Source organism: Bhargavaea beijingensis, from assembly GCF_900101985.1.
Classification (GTDB): Bacteria; Bacillota; Bacilli; order Bacillales_A; family Planococcaceae; genus Bhargavaea; species Bhargavaea beijingensis.
The window spans coordinates 13,089-32,649 of sequence record NZ_FNAR01000016.1 but is presented as its reverse complement, the minus strand read 5'-3'; the positions used below and the strand labels follow the sequence as shown (position 1 = coordinate 32,649).

Sequence of the window (19,561 nt, the reverse complement as noted above, 5' to 3'; positions counted from 1 at the left end):
AGCATGTATTTCATCGACCGAAACAAAGTGGAGAAGACCGCTTCGCATATGGAACATCTTTTTAAAGTATACGACAGCCGCTCCGATTGGTCAGGCAGCCCGGCGGGGGGCCTTGCACTGGAACGTATCGCGCACAATCTCATTGAATCAGTGATCGATATCGGCAATACGCTCATTGACGGCTTCATCATGCGGGATCCGGGAAGCTATGAAGACATCATCGACATCCTGCTCGATGAAAAAGTCATTGAAACGGAGATGGAGGCACCGCTAAAAGAGCTGATCGGCCTGAGAAAAATGATTGTCCGTGAATTCATGGATGTGGACCCAGCCGTTACGGAGCGTGTGCTCACCGCAACGATGCCGGCTCTCCGGCGCTTCCCCGACAGCACGCGCCGCTATCTGGCGGAGGAACTGGGTCCGGTTTCCGCCTTTCTTCCTGAGGACAATGAATGAGGGAGTACCAGGCATGGTGCTTTGACCTGGATGGAACCGTCTACCGCGGAGAAGAACCGATCCCGGCAACGGCCCGCTTTATCCGGAAGCTTAGGAAGAAAGGGTGCGGTGTGTTTTTTGTGACCAATAACTCTGCACTTACACCTGAGCATCAGGCCGAAAAACTGGCTCGGATGGGCATCACGGCTGCGCCTGAAGAAGTCATGACCTCATCGGTTGCGACAGCAGACCATCTGGTCAGCAATCACGGTACGCTTCCGGTCTACATGATCGGGGAAGAAGGTCTCCGGATGGCATTGGAAACGGCAGGCCACCGGATTGTACGGCAAGCTCCCGATGCCGTGGTGGTCGGCATCGACCGTGCGATCACTTACGGAAAACTAGCCGATGCTTCACTTGCGGTTTCCGGAGGGGCAATGTTTGTCGCCACAAATAGCGATAAGGCCTACCCGACCGAAAGGGGTCTGGTGCCCGGGAACGGTGCTTTCGCAGGTCTTATCGAACTTGCGACAGGCGTCAGTCCGTTTTATATCGGCAAGCCGGCAGTCCCGATGCTGGAGGCTCTAGCCGAAAGACACGGGCTTGCAAAGGAAGAGATGGTCATGGTCGGGGACAACTACGAAACCGACATCATGGCCGGTATCCGCTTCGGTATTGGTACCGTGCATGTGGACACAGGCGTCACAAGGGCGGCTGATCTTATCAATTATAGGGAGCAGCCGACCTATAGTCTGAGTACGATGGACAATTGGGAAGATATCTAAAAAGCGCAATGCCGGCCGGCATTGCGCTTTTATCTATATGGGATTGCCTTAAAACAGCGGGTTCTCTTCGATAAAACGGTAGATGTTCTCCTTCAGTTCATCCGGTGTCTCGCCTTCGACGATCTCGCCGTTGACGACCGCATAAAGCGATTCGGCACATTGCGAGCAGAAGCTGAGGCAGCCGTATTCGAGGACATCAAGATTCGGGTCCTGTTCGAGTTCCTCGAATGTTTTCTGTGAACCGCAGGCCATGTTGCTCATGCAGAATTCTACAATCGGATTCACTAACATTCACCTCTCCTACCGGGAAATCGTACTCCTTTTTCATCCTCCCGTCAATTAAACGGCTTATTGTGAAACCTCTCACATTCAGATATAATGGCGATGGAACGCAAGAACTGAGAATAAAAATGTAACTTTCATAAAGGAGATTACCATGAAGAAACTAGTCCTGTTAGGTGGCGGTTACGGAAACATGAGAATCCTGCTCCGCCTCCTGCCCAATCAACTTCCCGAGGACCGGGAAATCATCCTGATCGACCGGACGCCGTTTCACAGTTTGAAGACAGAGTTTTACGCGTTGGCGGCAGGAACGGTGCCGGATGCGGAAGTCCGTGTCGACTTCCCTGAACACGAGCGCCTGCGCACGGTCACAGCAGAAGTCGTGGACGTCAACATGGATGAAAAATGCATCTATCTCGACAACGGCGACAGCATCCAATATGACGATCTCGTCATCGGGCTTGGATGTGACGATAACTATCATGACGTGCCGGGAGCAGCAGAAAATACGCACAGTATCCAGACGATCGGCAAATCCCGTGATACATACCGAGAAGTCCTCGGGCTGCCAGGCGGCGCGACAGTCGCCATTGTCGGTGCAGGACTGAGCGGCATCGAGATCGCAAGCGAACTCCGCGAAAGCCGTCCGGACCTGAACATCAAGCTGTTCGACCGCAGTCCCCGGATTCTCCGTGACTTCCCGGAGCGCCTCAGCAATTACGTACAGCGCTGGTTTGATGAAAATAATGTGGAAGTCATCAGCAACTCCAACATCACAAAGGTAGAACCCCATCTGCTTTATAACCACGAAAATTCGATTCCGGCAGATGCAGTCGTCTGGACTGCAGGCATCCGTCCGGTCGAAATCGTGCGTAATCTGGATGTTGAGAAAGCAGGAGGAGGCCGTGTCATCCTCACGCCGCACCATAACATCCCAGACTATGAAAACGTCTATGTCGTCGGCGACTGTGCCGCACTCCCGCACGCGCCGAGCGCCTACCTGGCCGAGGAGCAGGGCGAGCAGATCGTCAAAGTGCTGAAGATGCGCTGGAACGGCGAAACGCTGCCGGAGAAGATGCCGGAAATCAAGCTGCAGGGCATCGTCGGTTCCCTCGGCAAGAAAAAAGGCTTCGCCTTCCTCGCCGACCGTACTGTCACCGGCCGTATTGCACGGCTGCTGAAATCGGGCATCCTATGGATGTACAAGTGGCATAATGGTTAATGGGCAGGGAAACCCTTGATGTATCAAGGGATTAGGGGGTTATGAACGGGGAGGATAACACCGAAAGTCACATTTCGGCAACATTCCGTCCGGAATTGCCACTTTGGAGGATGTCGCCGAAACTGATTTTCAGTTTCGTTGCGGCATCCTCTTTTATAAAGCCTTTTCTGCATCCAAAATGCAATTTCGGTAAGAAAGGGACCGAAGTGGAAATCCGGGGGATTTAGCAGTGAACGATAGATGCAAAAACTGCAGACTAAGGAGTACTCCTCTCATGTTGTCTGCAGTCGATTAACTATTAATCTTGGGGGCTCTCAAGCTTCCGCTGTAAGTCCATGCTTTTCAAGTTCCCTGAAAACCGGCTTCAGCTGAATATAACCTTCGCCGACCACTTCGCCGCCAATCATGACGAGAGGATAGAAGAACTCATCATCCCTGACGCGGGCAGCAATGTCGGCGCGTTCCGGATCCTCGATCGGCTGTTCGATATCGATGTAATCAATCCGGAACGGCTGACCCGGATACTTTCTTGAAATGGCCGCTTCCAGCCATTCGTATGTATCCCTTGAAGAAGGGGCGTTCACGCAACTTGCACAGATAACATCGGCACCGTATACTTCGATATTGATCCCTTTTTGATTCAATGAATTTCCCCCCGATTTCCTTTATGGATTTTCTGTCTTGAACACATTATAATGAAATCAGTGAAAGGAGTCGAATTGAAGTGACAGAAACAGCGATGATGGATAGCGTACAAGAAGTCCTGGATAAACTGCGTCCGTTCCTTCTCCGCGACGGCGGCGACTGTGAACTCGTTGACGTTGAGGACGGCATCGTGAAACTCCGCCTGCTTGGCGCGTGCGGAACCTGCCCAAGTTCGACAATCACGCTCAAAGCCGGTATCGAGCGCGCGCTCGTCGAAGAAGTGCCGGGCGTCGTCGAAGTCGAACAAGTCTTTTGATCTCCCGGATCCGCCACGGCGGATCCTTTTCAATAATGGGTCCCGGCATTTGAACCTGCGGGGAACAACCGGTAAGATGGAAGAAAAGGAGTGAGGGAAGATGACACAAGTGGTGGAACTGACGGAAGCTGCGGCCTATCAGGTAAAGGAAATGATGGTCAACAATGAAGAGGAAGGTTCTTACCTTCGTGTCGGGGTCAACGGCGGCGGATGCAGCGGACTGACCTACGGCCTCAACTTCACGAGAGAGCGCAACGAAGATGATGAATTCCTGGAACTGCATGGAATTCAGATTGTCGTCTCCAAAGAAGATGCGGGCATCCTGAATGGCACGACAATCGACTACAAGCAGTCCCTCATGGGTGGCGGATTCACCATCAACAACCCGAATGCCATCGCTTCCTGCGGTTGCGGTACATCGTTCAGGACCGCAAAGAAAGTTGGCACGCCAGATAAATGCTGACTAAGAGCCCGGATTTCCGGTCTCAGACTGTAGATAAAGCGGACCCCGAAGAAATCTTTCGGGGTCCGTTTTGTCATTTTCGTGGATATGAATATTTTATCCCTTCCGAGAAGGGCTGTCCATCGCATGCCACACTTAGCATTAGCCGATGACGCTGCAAGCGCAGCCCGAGGAGGCTGTTAGCGCCGCTCAAAAGCGTCGGTGTTGGGCAACAGGGACGGCAACGGAAATCCGGAAGATTTCAGGAATAGAAAAACTGCAGACAAAAGTATAATCCACTCACTTTATACACAGTCTGAGACCGGATTACCGTCTTTTTTATTTCCTAATCTGTCACTTGAATTACCCTATATAAAGGACTAAACTAAGACTTGAAGGATTTTGTCGATTACGGCGCGATGCCGTGACAATCACGGCGTTGTGGCCGTCCTGCATGTATAGACATATTTCATAAAGGTGGTTGGAATTGAAGTGAAGAGACCTACAGTTCTGGTGCTCGGAGGCGGATACGGCGGACTGTCAACAGTCGTCAATCTCCAAAAGAAAATCGGCACAGATGACATGGACATCGTCCTCGTGAACAAAAATGATTACCATTACGAATCGACCTGGCTCCACGAAGCGGCTGCCGGAACGCTTTCGCCTGAAGATGTGCGCTACGATATCAAGCGCGTCCTGAATGAAAACAAGGTGAAATTCATCAAGGCGACGGTCGAATCGATCGATGTCGACAATAAGAAAGTGGGAACCGATGCAGGAGAACTGTCGTATGACTATCTCGTCATCGCACTCGGCTTTGAAGGCGAGACCTTTGGAATCGAAGGCCTCGACAAGTACGCGCTCAGCATCGCGGACGTCAATGCGGCACGCCAGATCCGCGAGCACATCGAATACCAATTTGCGACATGGTCGCTGGAAGATGAAAAAGACGATTCCCGCCTGACAATCGTCGTCGGCGGAGCAGGCTTCACGGGCATCGAGTTCCTGGGCGAACTGGGCAACCGCGTACCTGAGCTTTGCGAAGAGTTCGATGTGCCACGGGAAAAAGTCCGCGTCATCTGCGTGGAAGCCGCGCCGATGGTCCTGCCTGGCTTTGATCCGCAACTTGTGGATTATGCCACTTCTTACCTGAAGTCAAAAGGAATCGAATTCTCCATCGGCACGCCTGTCGTGGAAGCAACTCCTGAAGGCGTCAAAATCAAGACCGGTGAAGATAAGTTTGAATTCATCAAAGCCGGCACGGTTGTCTGGGCTGCAGGTGTCCGCGGCAACCGCCTGATCGAAGAGACGTCAATCGAAAGCAAACGTGCCCGTGTGGCCGTGCGAGAGGACATGCGTGCGCCGGGTTATGACGATGTCTTCATCGTAGGGGACTGCGCCTTCATGATGAATGAGGATGCCGGACGCCCTTACCCGCCGACAGCTCAGATCGCCATGCAACAGGGCGTACAGATTGCGGAAAACATCATCAGTCTTGCCAAGGGCGGCAAAACGAAGAAATTCGTTCCTGATCTGAAAGGAACCGTGTGCTCGCTCGGCGAAGATGATGCAATCGGCAACGTATTCGACGGCAAACTGGTTACAGGCAAAAAAGCAAGCTTCCTCAAGAAGATGATCGACAACCGTGCGCTCTATCTGATCGGCGGACCATCGCTCGTCCTCAAAAAAGGTAAATTCAACGTTCTTTGATAAGAGCCGGGGCGGCGGTTCTATCCTTGGACAGGCTGCCCGTTTGGTTATGTAAAAGAAACTCCCCGATACGGATCCGGAATGTTCACGGATCTGTTCGGGGAGATTTTTTCAATCGGCCTATCCTGAAAGCGGCCGGGATGACAGGAGGAAAAAGATATGGGGAAAGAACGGGGGAAAGTCTGGCTCGGTGCGGCGGGCATCGTCATGAACGGCAACGGAGAATGGCTGGTCGTCAAGAAGTCATATGGCGGCCTGAAGGGGAAATGGTCGTTCCCGGCCGGTTTTGTCGAGCCGGGGGAACGTGCGGATGAAGCGGCTATCCGCGAGGTAGAGGAAGAGACCGGTATCCGCACCCGGCTCATCGGGATGGCCGGTTTCCGGACCGGTGTGCTGAAAGGGGAAGTGAGCGACAACATGGCGCTGTTTCTGCTCCGGCCTGTTTCGGACACTCAACCGGTCATTCCCCAGGAACGGGAAATCATCGAAGCCCGATGGATGACGCCCGGCAAGTTGGCGGCCTCCCCCGATTCATCGCTTCTGATCCACGAGATTGCAGAAGAAGCCGTTGACGGCGGTTTGCCTGAAGTTCCCGGGGCTTGGCCGGGCGACATCTTTGGATATACCAGCTACAAGTTCTTTTTCCGTAAAGGTTCAGCCAATCCCGATTTCTGACAGATTGGTGAACGGGGTCAGGCTTGTTGAAAGAGGATGTCCGTTCCGGTAAACTGATGGAGGGAAATCGGAGGTTAGCGAATTGGACGGATCATTATCCATTGTAGAAGTCATGCTGTCGTTCCTGCTGTTCATGGTCATGTTCTTTGGGATCGGCTTTCTTCTGAATATGCTGCTCCGCATGACATGGCTCATGGCAATCGTCTACCCGATCGTCGTCATCCTGATTGTGGATGAAGTGCGGGTAATGGATTACATCACCAGTCCGGGTACGGCTTTCAGCAGCCTTGGAGACAAGCTCGTCTCCCTTCATGCCGCTGATATCGTCATTCTGATCGGAGGTTTTGTCGGTGCCATCATCGCTGGCATCGCCATGATCATTCTTCGGAGAATGGGTTACAGGATGTTCTGACAACAGACAAATCAAAAAGCGTCCCGCCTGAAGGCGGGACGCTTTTTGATTGATCGGGCATCAGAGAACGAATGCATATAGAATCACGGATAGGAAAATACCGGTCAATGCGCCGGCGTACACTTCACTCGGCTTGTGTCCGAGCAGGGTTTTCAGTTCCTCGATTTTTTGCTGTTCATCCTTCTGCGGCCATTCCCGGGTTGTCTGGATGAAATTCCTGAAATCTGTACGCATCTGATTGATGACGACTGCCTGCTGGCCGGCCTGGAAGCGGACGCCCGATGCATCGAACATGACGATGATGGCGAACACGGCAGCGACCGCAAAAATGGAGGAATCGAAACCGTGCTCGAACCCGATGGCCGTTGCCAACGAAGAGACGGCAGCGGAATGGGAACTTGGCATGCCGCCCGTGGAAGTGAAAAGCTTCCAATCCACCTCCCGCGAGGCCAGGTAGTGAATCGGTATCTTGACAAACTGGGCGAAGAAGATGCTGAATATCGCCACCCAGAGGGGTGCGTTGTGGAATAGGGACATGGGGCACAACCTTTCGGGCAGAAGATAGTAAGAATTATAACATATGCAGGGGCCGGGCTGACCCGTCCTCCGACCTTCCGGTATAATGGAAATGAAAGCTGGATGGAGGGATGACAATGGAAATCAACGTACAGAAAAACAGCCTAGAGGGAATCACGGCAGATGTCCTGATTGTGGGCGTGCCGAAACATCCCGAACATGTGGAAGGCTGGAATCAGTTGGATGCTTTGTTCGGAGGGGCTTTGACAGGATGGATCCGCTCCGGCGATGTTGCATCCGGGCGTCATGAATATAGCCTGGTGCCGGCCATGCCGGATGCAGGGTTCAGCCGCGTTCTTTTCGCGGGGATAGGCAATGATAAAACGCTGGATGCGGATGATCTGAGAAAAGTGTTTGTCGGTGCCGGCAAAAAGCTCCGCAAGATGAAAGCGGAAACCGCGGCCATCTGGACGGCATCGTTTACCTCGGGGGACTTTGAAGAGGCGGACATCGCTTTTGCGGCGGCCGAGGGCCTTGGGCTTGGCACTTATGTCTTTGAAGATTACAAAACCGGCTCCAATGAGAAGCAGGTGGAACTTCGCGAAGTTACGCTTTTAAGTGATGCGGGAGAAGGTGTGATCAAGCCCGCCTTCGGTGTCGGACGGGTTTATGCGGACGCCGTCAATGAGGCTAGGGACCTTGTAAACACGCCGGGCAACATCCTTACGGCAACTGCGATGGCTGAATACGCTGTGCGCCTTGCAGAGCAGTATGGCTTCAGCATCGAGGTGCTTGGCCGCACCGAGATGGAAGAGCTCGGCATGGGCGCCATCCTGGCAGTGAACCAGGGCTCTGTCGAAGAACCGCGCCTGATTGTCATGAAATACGCAGGGACGGACAAGTGGGAAGACGTGGTCGGCCTCGTCGGCAAGGGGATTACGTTCGACACCGGCGGCTACTCCATCAAAACCAAGACCGGCATCGTCGGCATGAAGGGTGATATGGGCGGAGCGGCTGCCGTGCTCGGTGCCATGCGCATCATCGGTGAACTTCGTCCGAAAAAGAACGTGGTCGCTGTTATTGCCTCGACGGACAATATGATTTCCGGCGGTGCATTCAAGCCGGATGACGTGATCACCTCACTCAGCGGCAAGACGATTGAAGTGCTGAACACGGATGCCGAGGGTCGCCTTGTCCTGGCCGATGCGGTCACTTATGCCAAACAGTCCGGGGCGGATTACCTGGTGGACGTTGCAACGCTCACAGGAGGCGTCATCACCGCTCTCGGCTATGACAAAACCGGCGCGCTCACTAATAATGAAGGATTCTTTGAGACGTTCCTGGAAGCGGCATCCGAGACAGGGGAGTTTGTTTGGAGGCTGCCGCTGACGGAAAGCGACAAAAAACGGATCCGCAAAAGTGACGTGGCGGATCTCAACAACTCACCGGGAAGTGATGGCCATATGATTTTCGGGGGCGGATTTGTCGGCGAGTTCGCAGAAGAGACCCCGTGGATCCACTTGGATATCGCGGGAACGTCCGGAGCGTCGTCCGCGCATGATCTCGGCCCGAAAGGCGGCACGGGTGTAATGGTTAGGACACTTGCCACGCTTGTCGACCTGATGGCGGAAGAAGAGCGGAAATAACGCCCAGGCCCGGCCGGGCTTCCGGCATAGGATAGCGGGGAAAGGGGGAAGGCAAATGCCTCGCTACCGACGCTATCCCTACCGGAGAGGGGGAGACAATTTGTTCTTCGGTCCGTTCCTTGGCGGGTTTGCCGGCAGTCTGCTCGGTGACGTCCTGTTTTACGGAGGGCGCCGCTATCCGTATTATCCATATTCTTACCCTTACTCTTATCCATATTACAGTCCGTACGGATACCCGTACCGGCCGTATTACTGGTGATGGCCAACTAAAAAAGCTTCTGCGGTATCAAATCCGCAGAAGCTTTTTTACTTTCCTTCATAATTCCGTATATCTTCTCCAAGTTCATCTTTCACTGTCAGCTCAGTTGGTTTTACGCCGGCAAAGTAAGCAGCCCGCGCCATCATATGGCCACCGACCGGAGCGGTGATGAAGAGAAAGAGGATCCCGAGGAGAATTCGTGGGTTGAAGTGTCCCTCGATCAGCCAGAAGTGAAGAAAGACGGACACCAGGACCCCCAGCACTCCAACTGTCGAGCTTTTTGAAGCAGCGTGCGCACGTGTGTAGGGATCCGGGAACCGGTAAAGGCCGATCGCTGTAACGAGTGTAAAGACAACGCCGACAACCAACGGCACCGCGACAAGAATGTCAATCAGAATTTCCACGGTCGAACACCTCTCCTTTCTCTATAAATTTGGAGAAGGCGACCGTCCCGATAAAGGACAGAATGGCGAGCAGCAGGATGATCTCCAGATAGAAGTTCGTACCGACCAGGATGGACAGCAGGGCAATCATGGAAATGAGTGTGACACCCATGGCATCCAGTGCAATCACGCGGTCCGGCGCAGTAGGGCCTTTGATCAGGCGATAAACGAACATAGCCATGGAGACAACAATCAGGACAAGGGAGACCCAAAACAGAATCGTCAAGGCTGGCTCACCTCCATAATGGCTTTTTCAAACGAATCCCGGATGGACTTGACGGCTTCATCCACGTCGTCGATATGAAGCGTATGAATGTAAAGCATCTTCTTGTCTTCGGAGACATTCATCACGATTGTGCCGGGGGTCAGGGTGATGAGCGCCGACAGCAAGGTGATTTCCCAGTCGCTTTTCAGCTTCGTCGGATATCTGAAAATGGCCGGCTGGATGTCAAGTTTGGGTTTGATGACCAGCATGAACACCTGGATATTGGCCATCCACAGTTCCTTGAAGAACAAGAGCACGAGCTTGAGAATCGCCCAGATCCGTTTGACGTAGATCGGTCCAGGGAAAAAGCGGCGCATCATCAGGATCAGCAGGAGACCGAGCAGCCATCCGATGATGAACGTGGATGCGCTGAATGAGTTAAGGATGAACATCCAGGTAAAAGCCAGGATGAAGTTCAATAAGATTTGAAAGGCCATGATCCATCTACTCCTTTAGCACCGCATCGATATACATCGATGGCTGGTGGAGGATTTCCGCGGCATTCCACATGAGCGGACGGAGCCATTCCGTGCCGACCCCATACATGACAGTGAGAGCGGTCACGATAACAGCCGGGATAAGCAGGCCGCGGTAAACGCCTGCGGAAGTTCCTTTGACCGGCTTCGGTTCTCCCCAGAAAGCGTGGATGAAGATCCGGATGACAGACAAGAGAACGATCAGACTGGAAGCGAGAATAATGATTCCGCCCCAGAGGTTATCCGCTTCAAAAGCGCCCTGTACAATCAGGAGCTTGCCGAAGAAGCCGCTGAGCGGCGGGATGCCAGCCAGGCCGAACGCCGCGATGAGCCATGTCCAGGCGAGTCCCGGATAGGTTTTCATAAGGCCGCCCATCTCCCGCAGATTCGAAGTGCCGGTAATGGCGATAATGACACCGATCAGCATAAAGAGGCCGGCCTTGATGAGCATGTCATGGATCAGATAAAACACGGCGCCTTCCAATCCGGCCATATTTGTCTGTGCCACACCGAACAGGATGACCCCGACGGCGATGACGATGTTGTAAATCACGATCTGTTTCAGGTCGTAGTAGGCGAGCGCGCCGATGCACCCGGCAACGACCGTCAGGACAGCAAGAATCATCAGCAGTTCATGGGTAAAGCCCGGGTCATGAGGGAACAGCAGAGTCACTGTTCTCATGATTGCGTAGACGCCGACTTTGGTAAGAAGTGCGCCGAACAGGGCAAGCACCGGAACAGGCGGAGCCGCATAGGAGCTTGGCAGCCAGAAGTAAAGCGGGAAAATGGCTCCTTTCAGCCCAAAGACAAGAATCAGCATCACGGCAATGACCGTCAGGATCCCGCTCTGTCCGATTTCCGAAACCTTTGCAGAAATATCGGCCATGTTGAGTGTCCCTGTGACCGAGTACAGCATCGCGACAGTCGTGACGAATAATGCAGAGGAGACGATGTTCACGAGTATGTATTTGATTGATTCACGGAGCTGGCGTTTTTCGCCGCCGAGCACAATCAGGACATAGGAAGCCATCAGGAGCACTTCAAAGAAGACGAACATGTTGAAGATATCGCCTGTTGTGAAAGCGCCGTTCACACCGGCCAGCATGAACATCATTGCAGAGTAGTAAAGGTGCTTTTCCCGGCTTTCACCGATCGACCTGAAGCTGTAAAAGACGATTGCCAAGGTGATCAGGTTCGAAGTGAGGACCAGTACCGCTGACAGCGGGTCCGAAACCATCGTTATACCGAATGGCGCCGGCCAGCTCCCCAGGGTAACCGCCTGGATACCGTCCCGCAGCACGACCGAGACAAGTACTGCCGATGCGATCACGGCAAGGGTCATGCCCGCAACGGTGACGGTGCGCTGTGCTGTGATCTTCTTTGGGAAGAACAGTAGAATCATCGCTGTCAGGAACGGGATCAGGACCGGAAATAACAAAAGGTTAGTCATGTTCGTCATTTCCTTTCAATAGTGTCATATTGTCCGTCTCGAGTTCCTGATACGAGCGGTATGCCATCACGAGGAACAGCGCGGTCACACCGAAACTGATGACGATCGCCGTAAGGATGAGTGCCTGCGGAAGGGGATCCGCGAAGTCCGTCACCCCATCGGTCAGCACCGGGGGAGCGGAGCCACTGAACCCGCCCATCGTCAAAATAAGCAGGTGTGCACCGTGGCTGAGCAGGCCGGTTCCGATAATCACGCGGAGGAGGCTCTTGGACAGGATCAAATAGACGGCGGCCATAAAGAGAAAGCCTATGATGACCGACATGAGAATTTCCATTAGTCATCACTTCCAATCGAAAGAATGATATTCATCGTTGCGCCGACGACGACCAGGTAGACACCGAGGTCAAACAGCATCGCCGAGTGGAGAGAAGTTTTCCCGAACAGCGGCAAGTCAAAGTAGTCGTACGCATGGGTGAAGAACGGAACATCGAACAGAATGGAGGCTGATGCAGTTCCGAGGGCGAGAATCAGCCCGATTCCGATGATGACCGTGTAGTTGAACGGAAGCGCCTTGCTGACCGTGCGGATGTCAAATGCAAGCAGCAGCAGGACAAGTGCCGATGCAGTCAGCAACCCGCCGACAAATCCGCCTCCTGGCGTATAGTGTCCCGCAAAGAAAATATGGATCGCAAACAGGAAGATGATGAAAAACACGACTTTCGTCGCCGTCTGGATAATGACGTCACTGTTTTTCACTGGAATCCCCCTTTCTTGTGAGACGGAGACGGATCAGGCCGATAATGCCGATCGCCGCAATGGACAGGACCGCAATTTCGAACAACGTATCAAAACCACGGTAGTCAACAAGGATGACGTTGACGATGTTGCCGCCGCCCGCTTCGGAATAAACCGTGTCTTTGTAGAACTGTGAAATGGACGGCAATGCTTTCTGGGAAGCTGCCGACATTGCTAGCAGAGCCATCATCAGGCCGACCGCAGCGGCGACGAGCGCGTTGCCGACACGGAATTTCCGTTTTTCATCGTGGCGGCTCATCTTCGGAAGATGGTAGAACGCCAGCAGGTAAAGCGCGACCGATACGGTTTCGATAACAAGTTGCGTCAGCGCTAGGTCCGGCGCTTTAAAGACGACGAAGAAGAGGGCGACCACATAGCCTGCAGCTCCGAGAGCGATAATGGCCGTCAGGCGTTTACGCGCGATGAGTGTGGTCACCACAGAGGCGACAAGGACGACGATCAGGCCGATTTCCACCGCTCCAATCGGTGCAGTCCCCTCCATGGTTACATGGATGGCATCCTTTGCAATCATCGAACCGAGCACGATGATGACGATGCCCGAGAACATATAGATCAGATAGCTCCGGATTTGTCCGTTCATATAGGAACGGGACAGCCGGTTCGTGCCGCTTTCCGAGAAGACCATCGCGGAATCATACAACTTATTGAGCGTCAGGTATTCAGGAAAGGCACGGTAGACCCCCTGCCACTTCGGAAGCAGCCCGTATAGGATCAGGCCGGCGATGACAATCCCGATGGTCATCATCAGTTCCGGTGTGATGTGGCCATGCCAGGCGGCGACATGGACATCGACGTCCGCGGGCGAACCATACATAAATGGCTGCACGGCGGCAACCGCAGGCTTGACGATCCAGTTCCCGACAACGTTCGGAATAAAGAAGATCGCAATGACGATCAGGCCGAGCACTGCAGGGGAGACAAGCATTCCTGCCGGTGCCTCGTGGGCGGACTTCGGAAGAAGATCCGGCTTGTGCTTTCCTGTGAACGTGCGGAATACAAAATAGAAACTGTAGATGAACGTGAATACGCTCGCAATCCAGGCTGCAACCAGCAGTACTGTTCCCCATGCAGCCGGCGAGAACAAATCGAGTTCGCCCAGGCTGAGCATTCCGGTCAGGAACATCTCCTTACTGAGGAACCCTCCAAACGGAGGAAGGCCTGCCATGGACAGGGAGCCGATCAAAGCGAGCGTGAACGTGACCGGCATCAGAGCCATGAGTCCGCCGAGTTTTCGGATATCACGCGTCCCGGTCTCATGGTCGATGATCCCTGCGACCATGAACAGGCTGCCTTTGAATGCAGCATGGTTCACGAGATGGAAAATCGCCGCGAAGCCGGCATACTTGAACATTGTTTCCGCCGCGCCTTCCACGTGGAAAGCAGCAGCAGCCGCTCCAAGAAGGGACATGATCAGCCCGAGCTGGCTGACAGTCGAGAAGGCCAGAATTCCTTTGAGATCTGTTTGCTTAACGGCAAAGAAGGATCCCCAGAAGAGGGTGAGCACCCCGATCGAGGTGACCAGCCACACCCAGATCTCGGAGGCGGCAAAAATCGGTGTAAAGCGCGCAACCAGATAAAGTCCGGCTTTAACCATGGTTGCGGAGTGGAGATACGCACTGACCGGAGTAGGCGCTTCCATTGCGTCCGGCAACCAGATGTAAAACGGGAACTGGGCAGATTTGGTGAACGCCCCCAAAAGGACGAGCACTAGTGCCCAGACGAAAAGAGAATGTTCAGCCAATTCAGGGGCCATTGAAATCAGTTCCCGGATGGAGAACGTTCCCCCCATGATGTAGAGAAGAATGAAGCCTCCGAGCATCATGAGCCCGCCGAATACAGTGATCATCATCGACTTAAGCGCCCCAAAACGGGAACGGTCCCGCGTGTACCAGTAACCGATAAGCAGGAAGGACGAAATCGACGTCAATTCCCAGAAACCGTAGAGCGCGATCATATTGTCTGACTGCACGACACCGAGCATCGCGGTCATGAACATGAGCAGGTAAGCATAGAAATTGCCAAGCCGCTCTTTCGTCTTATCGAGATAAAAAATCGAATAGAGGACGACCAGGGACCCGATTCCTGTAATGAGGAGGGAGAAGAGAAGGCTGAGGCCATCTATGTAGGAAGTGAGTGAAATACCGTATGACGGAATCCATGACAGTTCCCCGATATGGACACCGCCATCTTTTACTTTGGGCAGGAAGCCCAGATAATAAACGAACAGCAAAACCGGTACGGCGAGCACGAACCATCCGGTATGAATTCCGCGCAACCGGCGGGCCAACATCGGAACGAGCAGGGCAGCCGCGACCGGTGCGAATAACAGCAGCACGGATATCAAGAAGGATCCTCCTTTCAAAAATGGGTTTCCGGCAAAAACAGGTTTCCGGTGGATAGGTAACAGGACTAATTATAACCCAATCGTAAAGCGGTTGCATTGAAGAAACTGGCATCCACCAATGATTTTATCGGAGCGTATTGAAGATCTTCCTATTTAAAAAAGGCTTAAAAAATCCACGATGAAAACTTTTTGAACGTGGTGGGGCAAAAAAGGGTGCACAGCATGAGCTGTGCACCCTTTTAAAGGAAGTTTTAGTGTGAATGAAGCATTTCCTGACGCTCCAGGACATCTTCGAAATCTTCCGGAGGTCTCTTGCGCGTGAAGTACAAGGAGATGAGAGCAATCAGGAAAAGTGCGGCCGTCACATAGAACACGGAGGAAATGCCGATAAACCCGCTTACAATCCCCCCGAACATCGGGCCGACGATGTTTCCGAAAAAGCGGAAGCTGGTGTTATAACCAAGCACTTCACCCTGAATATCCACAGGTGCTTCCCTCCGGATCAGGGCGGTGGTGACCGGGATGAGACCGCCGACCGCAATTCCGAACAGAAGGCGCAGGACAATCAGCTGAGAAAGGCTCGTGACAAGTGCCTGTGGAACCATGAACACGAAAGTCATGAGCAACAGCACTGTCAGCACCCGCTCGTAACCGTAATTATCCCCAAGCTGCCCCCATTTTCTCGCGAAAAGCAGGTTGCCGACGCCGGCTGCGCTGAATGTGAGTCCTGCCAGAAAAGCGACTTGATCGGCCTCGGTCAGTTCTGCGACGTAGAGGGAAAGCAGCGGCTGGATGCTGAAGTTTCCGATCTGGATCAGCGCCGTGATAATCATGACGTTGAGCATCAGCCTGTGGTTGAGGATGGAACGTACGATGGTGTTTCTGGAATAGACATGACCGCGATCCTTTTTCTCTTTTTTCTGTTCTTTGATCCCGAATGTCACGATAAGTGCAGAGATGAAGATTGCGGCAGAGGAAATGATGAAAGCGAGTTCAAATCCGAACGAATCCGCCAGCAGTCCTCCGAGAGCGGGGCCGAAAAGAGTACCGGATACGCTCCCCATCTGAAGGGTGCCGAGCGTCTTGCCGGCTTGGCCCTTCGCAGTCTGTGAACTGATGAAGGCGAGGGAAGTCGGAATGAAGCCGGTCACGACGCCCATCGCCAGGCGGAGAAAGAGGAACGTGTATACATCGTCGACGAACCCCATCATGAACATGAACGCAGAAATTCCGAAGGCATTGATCATCAGGATCGGCTTGAAACCGTATTTATCGCCAATCCGTCCCCAGATCGGCGACATGATAAATGCCGATACGAAGGTCGCGCCAAAGATCAGTCCCGCCCATTTCTGTACATAGGCGTCAGAATGGTCGCCGAACGTTTCGATGTAGAGGGAAAGGAACGGCATGATCATTGTCATTGTGCCTGCGACCAGGAAGTTGGTCACCAGAATGATGGCAAAGTTTCGTTTTTGTATAGACATCTATCGAACGCCCTTTTTATACCTTAGTATGCCCATTATAAAGCATTTCGTAACCCGAAAAAAGTGTCATGACTTATTCATCGTTTTCCCTCGGGCCAGTATGTTACACTTATGGGGATACTGAACCTCCTGTGCCGTCCGGTGCTTGGAGAAAAGGAGAGATTCCATGTTTCCACAGCTGGTGAACGAAGCTGCAGAAAATGAAGCACTTGCAATCATTCATACAAACCATGGCCCGATCAAGGTGAAGCTGTTCCCTGAACAGGCTCCGAAGACGGTCGAGAACTTCCTCACACATGCCGAGAACGGCTATTACGACGGTATCATTTTTCACCGTATCATCCCGGATTTCATGATCCAGGGCGGAGACCCGACGGGAACGGGCATGGGCGGTGAAAGCATCTACGGCTCTACTTTTGAGGATGAGTTTTCGCCGGAGCTGTTTAACCTCCGCGGAGCACTGTCGATGGCCAACGCGGGGCCTGGCACAAACGGCAGCCAATTTTTCATTGTACAGGCAAACCGTGTTCCGTCCCAGATGCTCGGCCAGCTTGAAGGAGCAGGTTTCCCGAAAGAGATCATCGAAGCCTACGCGGAAAAAGGCGGCACACCTTGGCTCGACCAGCGCCATACCGTTTTCGGCCAGGTAGTCGAAGGGCTTGATGTTGTCGACGCCATTGCGGACGTTGAAACAGGCGCTCAAGACAAGCCGGTTGAGGATGTCGTCATCCAATCGATCGAAATTCTGAAAAAGTAACCCAGCACCCGGAATCCACATCAAGGAAGTGAATCATCATGGAAGCGGTTCTTCTCATGCCGTTCCTCTATTTTCCGGAAGACAAGACCCTATATATCCCGGCAGTTGGAGCATTGCTCGTCTGCTTATTCCTGTGTTATCTGGCTTTTCGCTGGATCAGAAAAAAGTCGGCTCAACAGGAAGAAGCGACACGTGAACTCGAGCAGCGCATCTTGGCCGAACGGAATGCGAAACAGCCGCCCTCCCAGTGAGGCCGGCTGTTTTTGGGTTTGCCGGTTTTCTCAGAGGATTTCCTTCTTTCTTTTTTTTATAGCTGTGCTATTATAGCTATTAATGAGTGAGAGAACTGAAAAAAAGGTGAGTACTGTTGGATACCATCGAAATCAATCATTTTGCGGCGGATCTTCTCAATCGGTGGGACCCGTTCAATCACGGGCCCGGTGCATACGAGACTGAGATTGCCGATGTGATCATAGCTCTTCATGACGCCGTCCATCCTTCTGAACTAGCGAAGCGGATCCGCCTGATCTATGAACAATCCTATGAACTTTGGATCCCTCACGAGGCCTGCATGGACATTTCCTATAAACTGATTGCTCTCAAATATGGGGCAGGATGTCCGCTGTAAATGAAAAAACCGCCAATTTGGCGGTTTTTTTTAATGGTATCAGTTATCCCCATATGGTCGAGATGAAAATCAATATGATGGCGAGCGGGCAGACATACCGCACGAGGATACGCCAGGCAGAAGCCTGGAACCCGGGTCCGCCCAGTTCTTCCTCGGTGATCTCGCGGGACAAATAGTAACCCGCAAACAGGGCGATAAGGAATGCTCCGATCGGCATACCGAATTTGGAGACGATGGTGTCTGCCAGATCAAAGAATGTCAGGCCGAACACCTTTGTGTCAGAGAGAATTCCGAATGACAGCGCGCTTGGTATACCGACAAGAAAGACAATCACTCCGAAAAGGAAAGCAGCTCCTTTGCGTTTTTCATACTTGTTGCGGATGCCGATCGAAACGGTGATCTCAAGCATGGCGATACTGGATGTAAGTGTTGCGAACAGCATCAGGACAAAGAACAGAAGCATGAACAGGAAGCCGAACGGCATCGATTCGAAGATGGCCGGAAGGATGACGAAAACGAGTCCCGGTCCTTCGGCAGGCGAGGCACCAAAAGCGAAGACGGCAGGGAAGATCACCAGGCCCGCCAGAATGGAGATGACGATATTCAGGAGCGTCACACTCCAACCGGACTTCACCAGATTTTCATCTTTCGGCAAATAGGAGGCATAGGTGATCATGCTGCCGATACCGACGCTCAGCGAGAAGAACGCTTGTCCGAGTGCCAGCAGAGCCGTCTCGCCATTCAAATAAGAAAAGTCCGGGACGAACATGAAGCGGATTCCTTCCATTGCTCCGTCCAGGGTAAGCGAGCGGATCGCCAGGATGATAAAGAAGATAAATAGCATCGGCATCATCCACTTGCTGGCGCGCTCGATGCCACCCTGGATTCCGCGTGACACAATCCAGATGGTCAGGAACATGAAGACAGCCTGTGCAAGAAGTGCTTCTCCCGGCCGGGCGATGATTGACTCAAACAGAGCGCCGAAATCATGAGGGGTACCGCCTCCAAAAAGATAGGCGGCTGAACGGACAAGATAGGAAAGGATCCAGCCGCCGACTACGCTGTAAAAGGACAGCACAATGATGGAAAGGATAAAGCCGAGGAAACCGAAAATCGGCCAGGCTGTTCCGGGGGCCAGCCGACGGAAAGCCGTTACCACATCAGCTTGTCCGCGCCGGCCAATCAGAAATTCTCCTATGAGAATCGGAAGACCGATCAATATGGTGCTGAGGATGAACAGCAAGATAAATATGCTGCCGCCATTTGTGCCGGCCATATACGGAAACTTCCAGATGGCGCCGAGCCCTATGGCACTGCCGGCTGCTGCCAGGATGAATCCGATTTTAGAAGTCCAATTTTCTCGATTTGACATAAATAGATGATCCCTCCGAAAACTGATTCCCTCATTGTACAACATGTTGTCCAAAAAAGAAGTCCTTCCTTTTATCTAATTAAAAAAGAAACAGGAGGATTAATGGAATTTGGTATTATAAAGGAAGAGAAAAGAAAAGGGTGTGTGAAATGGGGGAAGAAGAAAAAAGTTCCACGCTATT

General features: G+C 52.8%; 25 protein-coding genes. 13 read left to right on the top strand and 12 right to left on the bottom strand.

Annotated elements, in window-relative coordinates; translation table 11 throughout:
- The first annotated feature begins 3 nt into the window (after positions 1-3).
- Both BLT01_RS11345 and BLT01_RS11340 read left to right on the top strand, forming a co-directional pair.
- Positions 4-456 (top strand): DUF86 domain-containing protein, encoded by a 453-nt coding sequence (locus tag BLT01_RS11345; protein ID WP_092097804.1) that lies wholly within the window; start codon positions 4-6, stop codon positions 454-456.
- Positions 453-1,220, top strand: a complete 768-nt coding sequence (locus tag BLT01_RS11340) for a TIGR01457 family HAD-type hydrolase (RefSeq protein WP_092097803.1) — start codon at positions 453-455, stop codon at positions 1,218-1,220. Before BLT01_RS11345 ends, BLT01_RS11340 begins: the two co-directional genes overlap by 4 nt.
- A gap of 48 nt (positions 1,221-1,268) precedes the next feature.
- Here the strand turns inward: BLT01_RS11340 and BLT01_RS11335 are convergent, their stop codons facing one another.
- Positions 1,269-1,511 (bottom strand): YuzB family protein, encoded by a 243-nt coding sequence (locus BLT01_RS11335; protein ID WP_176765130.1) that lies wholly within the window; start codon positions 1,509-1,511, stop codon positions 1,269-1,271.
- Between the two features lie 145 nt (positions 1,512-1,656).
- Here BLT01_RS11335 and BLT01_RS11330 point away from each other — a divergent pair, with 145 nt between their 5' ends.
- A complete protein-coding gene (locus BLT01_RS11330; RefSeq protein WP_092097802.1) occupies positions 1,657-2,724 on the top strand; it encodes an NAD(P)/FAD-dependent oxidoreductase in 1,068 nt (355 codons plus the stop codon).
- A gap of 314 nt (positions 2,725-3,038) precedes the next feature.
- On the opposite strand, the gene BLT01_RS11320 is transcribed toward BLT01_RS11330, so the two are convergent.
- Entirely contained in the window at positions 3,039-3,368 is a 330-nt protein-coding gene (locus BLT01_RS11320) for a YuzD family protein (RefSeq protein WP_092097800.1), read from the bottom strand.
- Positions 3,369-3,463: 95 nt separating this feature from the next.
- On the opposite strand from BLT01_RS11320, the gene BLT01_RS11315 reads away from it, so the two are divergent.
- The 5 genes from BLT01_RS11315 (at position 3,464) to BLT01_RS11295 (ending at position 6,924) form a co-directional block, all read left to right on the top strand.
- Positions 3,464-3,685 (top strand): NifU family protein, encoded by a 222-nt coding sequence (locus tag BLT01_RS11315; RefSeq protein WP_231877323.1) that lies wholly within the window; start codon positions 3,464-3,466, stop codon positions 3,683-3,685.
- 100 nt (positions 3,686-3,785) lie between these two features.
- Positions 3,786-4,148 (top strand): HesB/IscA family protein, encoded by a 363-nt coding sequence (locus BLT01_RS11310; RefSeq protein WP_092097799.1) that lies wholly within the window; start codon positions 3,786-3,788, stop codon positions 4,146-4,148.
- A gap of 471 nt (positions 4,149-4,619) precedes the next feature.
- The gene (locus BLT01_RS11305) at positions 4,620-5,837 is read left to right on the top strand and encodes an NAD(P)/FAD-dependent oxidoreductase (protein WP_092097798.1); all 1,218 of its coding nucleotides are present in this window, start codon (positions 4,620-4,622) and stop codon (positions 5,835-5,837) included.
- A gap of 159 nt (positions 5,838-5,996) precedes the next feature.
- Positions 5,997-6,512 (top strand): NUDIX domain-containing protein, encoded by a 516-nt coding sequence (locus tag BLT01_RS11300; RefSeq protein ID WP_092097797.1) that lies wholly within the window; start codon positions 5,997-5,999, stop codon positions 6,510-6,512.
- 82 nt (positions 6,513-6,594) lie between these two features.
- On the top strand, positions 6,595-6,924 hold the full coding sequence (locus BLT01_RS11295; protein WP_092097796.1) for a YuiB family protein: 330 nt from the start codon (positions 6,595-6,597) through the stop codon (positions 6,922-6,924).
- A gap of 60 nt (positions 6,925-6,984) precedes the next feature.
- On the opposite strand, the gene BLT01_RS11290 is transcribed toward BLT01_RS11295, so the two are convergent.
- Positions 6,985-7,461: a divergent PAP2 family protein gene (locus BLT01_RS11290; RefSeq protein WP_092097795.1), complete on the bottom strand. Its 477-nt coding sequence runs from the start codon at positions 7,459-7,461 to the stop codon at positions 6,985-6,987.
- Between the two features lie 116 nt (positions 7,462-7,577).
- Between BLT01_RS11290 and BLT01_RS11285 the strand changes: the two genes are divergently transcribed.
- Together BLT01_RS11285 and BLT01_RS11280 are read left to right on the top strand one after the other, a co-directional pair.
- Positions 7,578-9,086 carry a leucyl aminopeptidase gene (locus BLT01_RS11285; RefSeq protein WP_092097794.1) on the top strand — a complete coding sequence of 503 codons (1,509 nt, stop codon included), beginning with the start codon at positions 7,578-7,580 and terminating at the stop codon, positions 9,084-9,086.
- 55 nt (positions 9,087-9,141) lie between these two features.
- Positions 9,142-9,345, top strand: coding sequence for a hypothetical protein (locus BLT01_RS11280; protein ID WP_092097793.1), 204 nt, complete (start codon positions 9,142-9,144; stop codon positions 9,343-9,345).
- Positions 9,346-9,392: 47 nt separating this feature from the next.
- Here the strand turns inward: BLT01_RS11280 and mnhG are convergent, their stop codons facing one another.
- The 8 genes from mnhG to BLT01_RS11240 form a co-directional block, all read right to left on the bottom strand.
- Positions 9,393-9,749, bottom strand: a complete 357-nt coding sequence (gene mnhG, locus BLT01_RS11275; RefSeq protein WP_092097862.1) for a monovalent cation/H(+) antiporter subunit G — start codon at positions 9,747-9,749, stop codon at positions 9,393-9,395.
- The gene (locus tag BLT01_RS11270) at positions 9,733-10,014 is read right to left on the bottom strand and encodes a Na(+)/H(+) antiporter subunit F1 (protein WP_092097792.1); all 282 of its coding nucleotides are present in this window, start codon (positions 10,012-10,014) and stop codon (positions 9,733-9,735) included. Before BLT01_RS11270 ends, mnhG begins: the two co-directional genes overlap by 17 nt.
- Positions 10,011-10,490, bottom strand: a complete 480-nt coding sequence (locus BLT01_RS11265; protein ID WP_092097791.1) for a Na+/H+ antiporter subunit E — start codon at positions 10,488-10,490, stop codon at positions 10,011-10,013. The genes BLT01_RS11270 and BLT01_RS11265 overlap by 4 nt, the downstream gene beginning before the upstream one ends.
- A gap of 7 nt (positions 10,491-10,497) precedes the next feature.
- On the bottom strand, positions 10,498-11,979 hold the full coding sequence (locus BLT01_RS11260) for a Na+/H+ antiporter subunit D (protein ID WP_092097790.1): 1,482 nt from the start codon (positions 11,977-11,979) through the stop codon (positions 10,498-10,500).
- Entirely contained in the window at positions 11,972-12,313 is a 342-nt protein-coding gene (locus BLT01_RS11255) for a Na(+)/H(+) antiporter subunit C (protein WP_092097789.1), read from the bottom strand. The genes BLT01_RS11260 and BLT01_RS11255 overlap by 8 nt, the downstream gene beginning before the upstream one ends.
- Positions 12,313-12,735, bottom strand: a complete 423-nt coding sequence (locus BLT01_RS11250) for a Na(+)/H(+) antiporter subunit B (protein WP_092097788.1) — start codon at positions 12,733-12,735, stop codon at positions 12,313-12,315. The genes BLT01_RS11255 and BLT01_RS11250 overlap by 1 nt, the downstream gene beginning before the upstream one ends.
- On the bottom strand, positions 12,722-15,139 hold the full coding sequence (locus BLT01_RS11245) for a Na+/H+ antiporter subunit A (protein WP_092097787.1): 2,418 nt from the start codon (positions 15,137-15,139) through the stop codon (positions 12,722-12,724). The genes BLT01_RS11250 and BLT01_RS11245 overlap by 14 nt, the downstream gene beginning before the upstream one ends.
- A 251-nt stretch (positions 15,140-15,390) precedes the next feature.
- On the bottom strand, positions 15,391-16,623 hold the full coding sequence (locus BLT01_RS11240; protein ID WP_092097786.1) for an MFS transporter: 1,233 nt from the start codon (positions 16,621-16,623) through the stop codon (positions 15,391-15,393).
- A gap of 166 nt (positions 16,624-16,789) precedes the next feature.
- Between BLT01_RS11240 and BLT01_RS11235 the strand changes: the two genes are divergently transcribed.
- The 3 genes from BLT01_RS11235 (at position 16,790) to BLT01_RS11225 (ending at position 18,008) form a co-directional block, all read left to right on the top strand.
- Positions 16,790-17,380: a peptidylprolyl isomerase gene (locus BLT01_RS11235; protein WP_092097785.1), complete on the top strand. Its 591-nt coding sequence runs from the start codon at positions 16,790-16,792 to the stop codon at positions 17,378-17,380.
- Positions 17,381-17,418: 38 nt separating this feature from the next.
- Complete coding sequence (locus BLT01_RS11230; protein WP_092097784.1) at positions 17,419-17,631, top strand: hypothetical protein; 213 nt, start codon at positions 17,419-17,421, stop codon at positions 17,629-17,631.
- A gap of 116 nt (positions 17,632-17,747) precedes the next feature.
- The gene (locus BLT01_RS11225) at positions 17,748-18,008 is read left to right on the top strand and encodes a DUF1871 family protein (RefSeq protein ID WP_092097783.1); all 261 of its coding nucleotides are present in this window, start codon (positions 17,748-17,750) and stop codon (positions 18,006-18,008) included.
- A 43-nt stretch (positions 18,009-18,051) separates the two neighbouring features.
- On the opposite strand, the gene BLT01_RS11220 is transcribed toward BLT01_RS11225, so the two are convergent.
- The gene (locus tag BLT01_RS11220; RefSeq protein ID WP_092097782.1) at positions 18,052-19,380 is read right to left on the bottom strand and encodes a sodium-dependent transporter; all 1,329 of its coding nucleotides are present in this window, start codon (positions 19,378-19,380) and stop codon (positions 18,052-18,054) included.
- Positions 19,381-19,561: the final 181 nt, after the last annotated feature.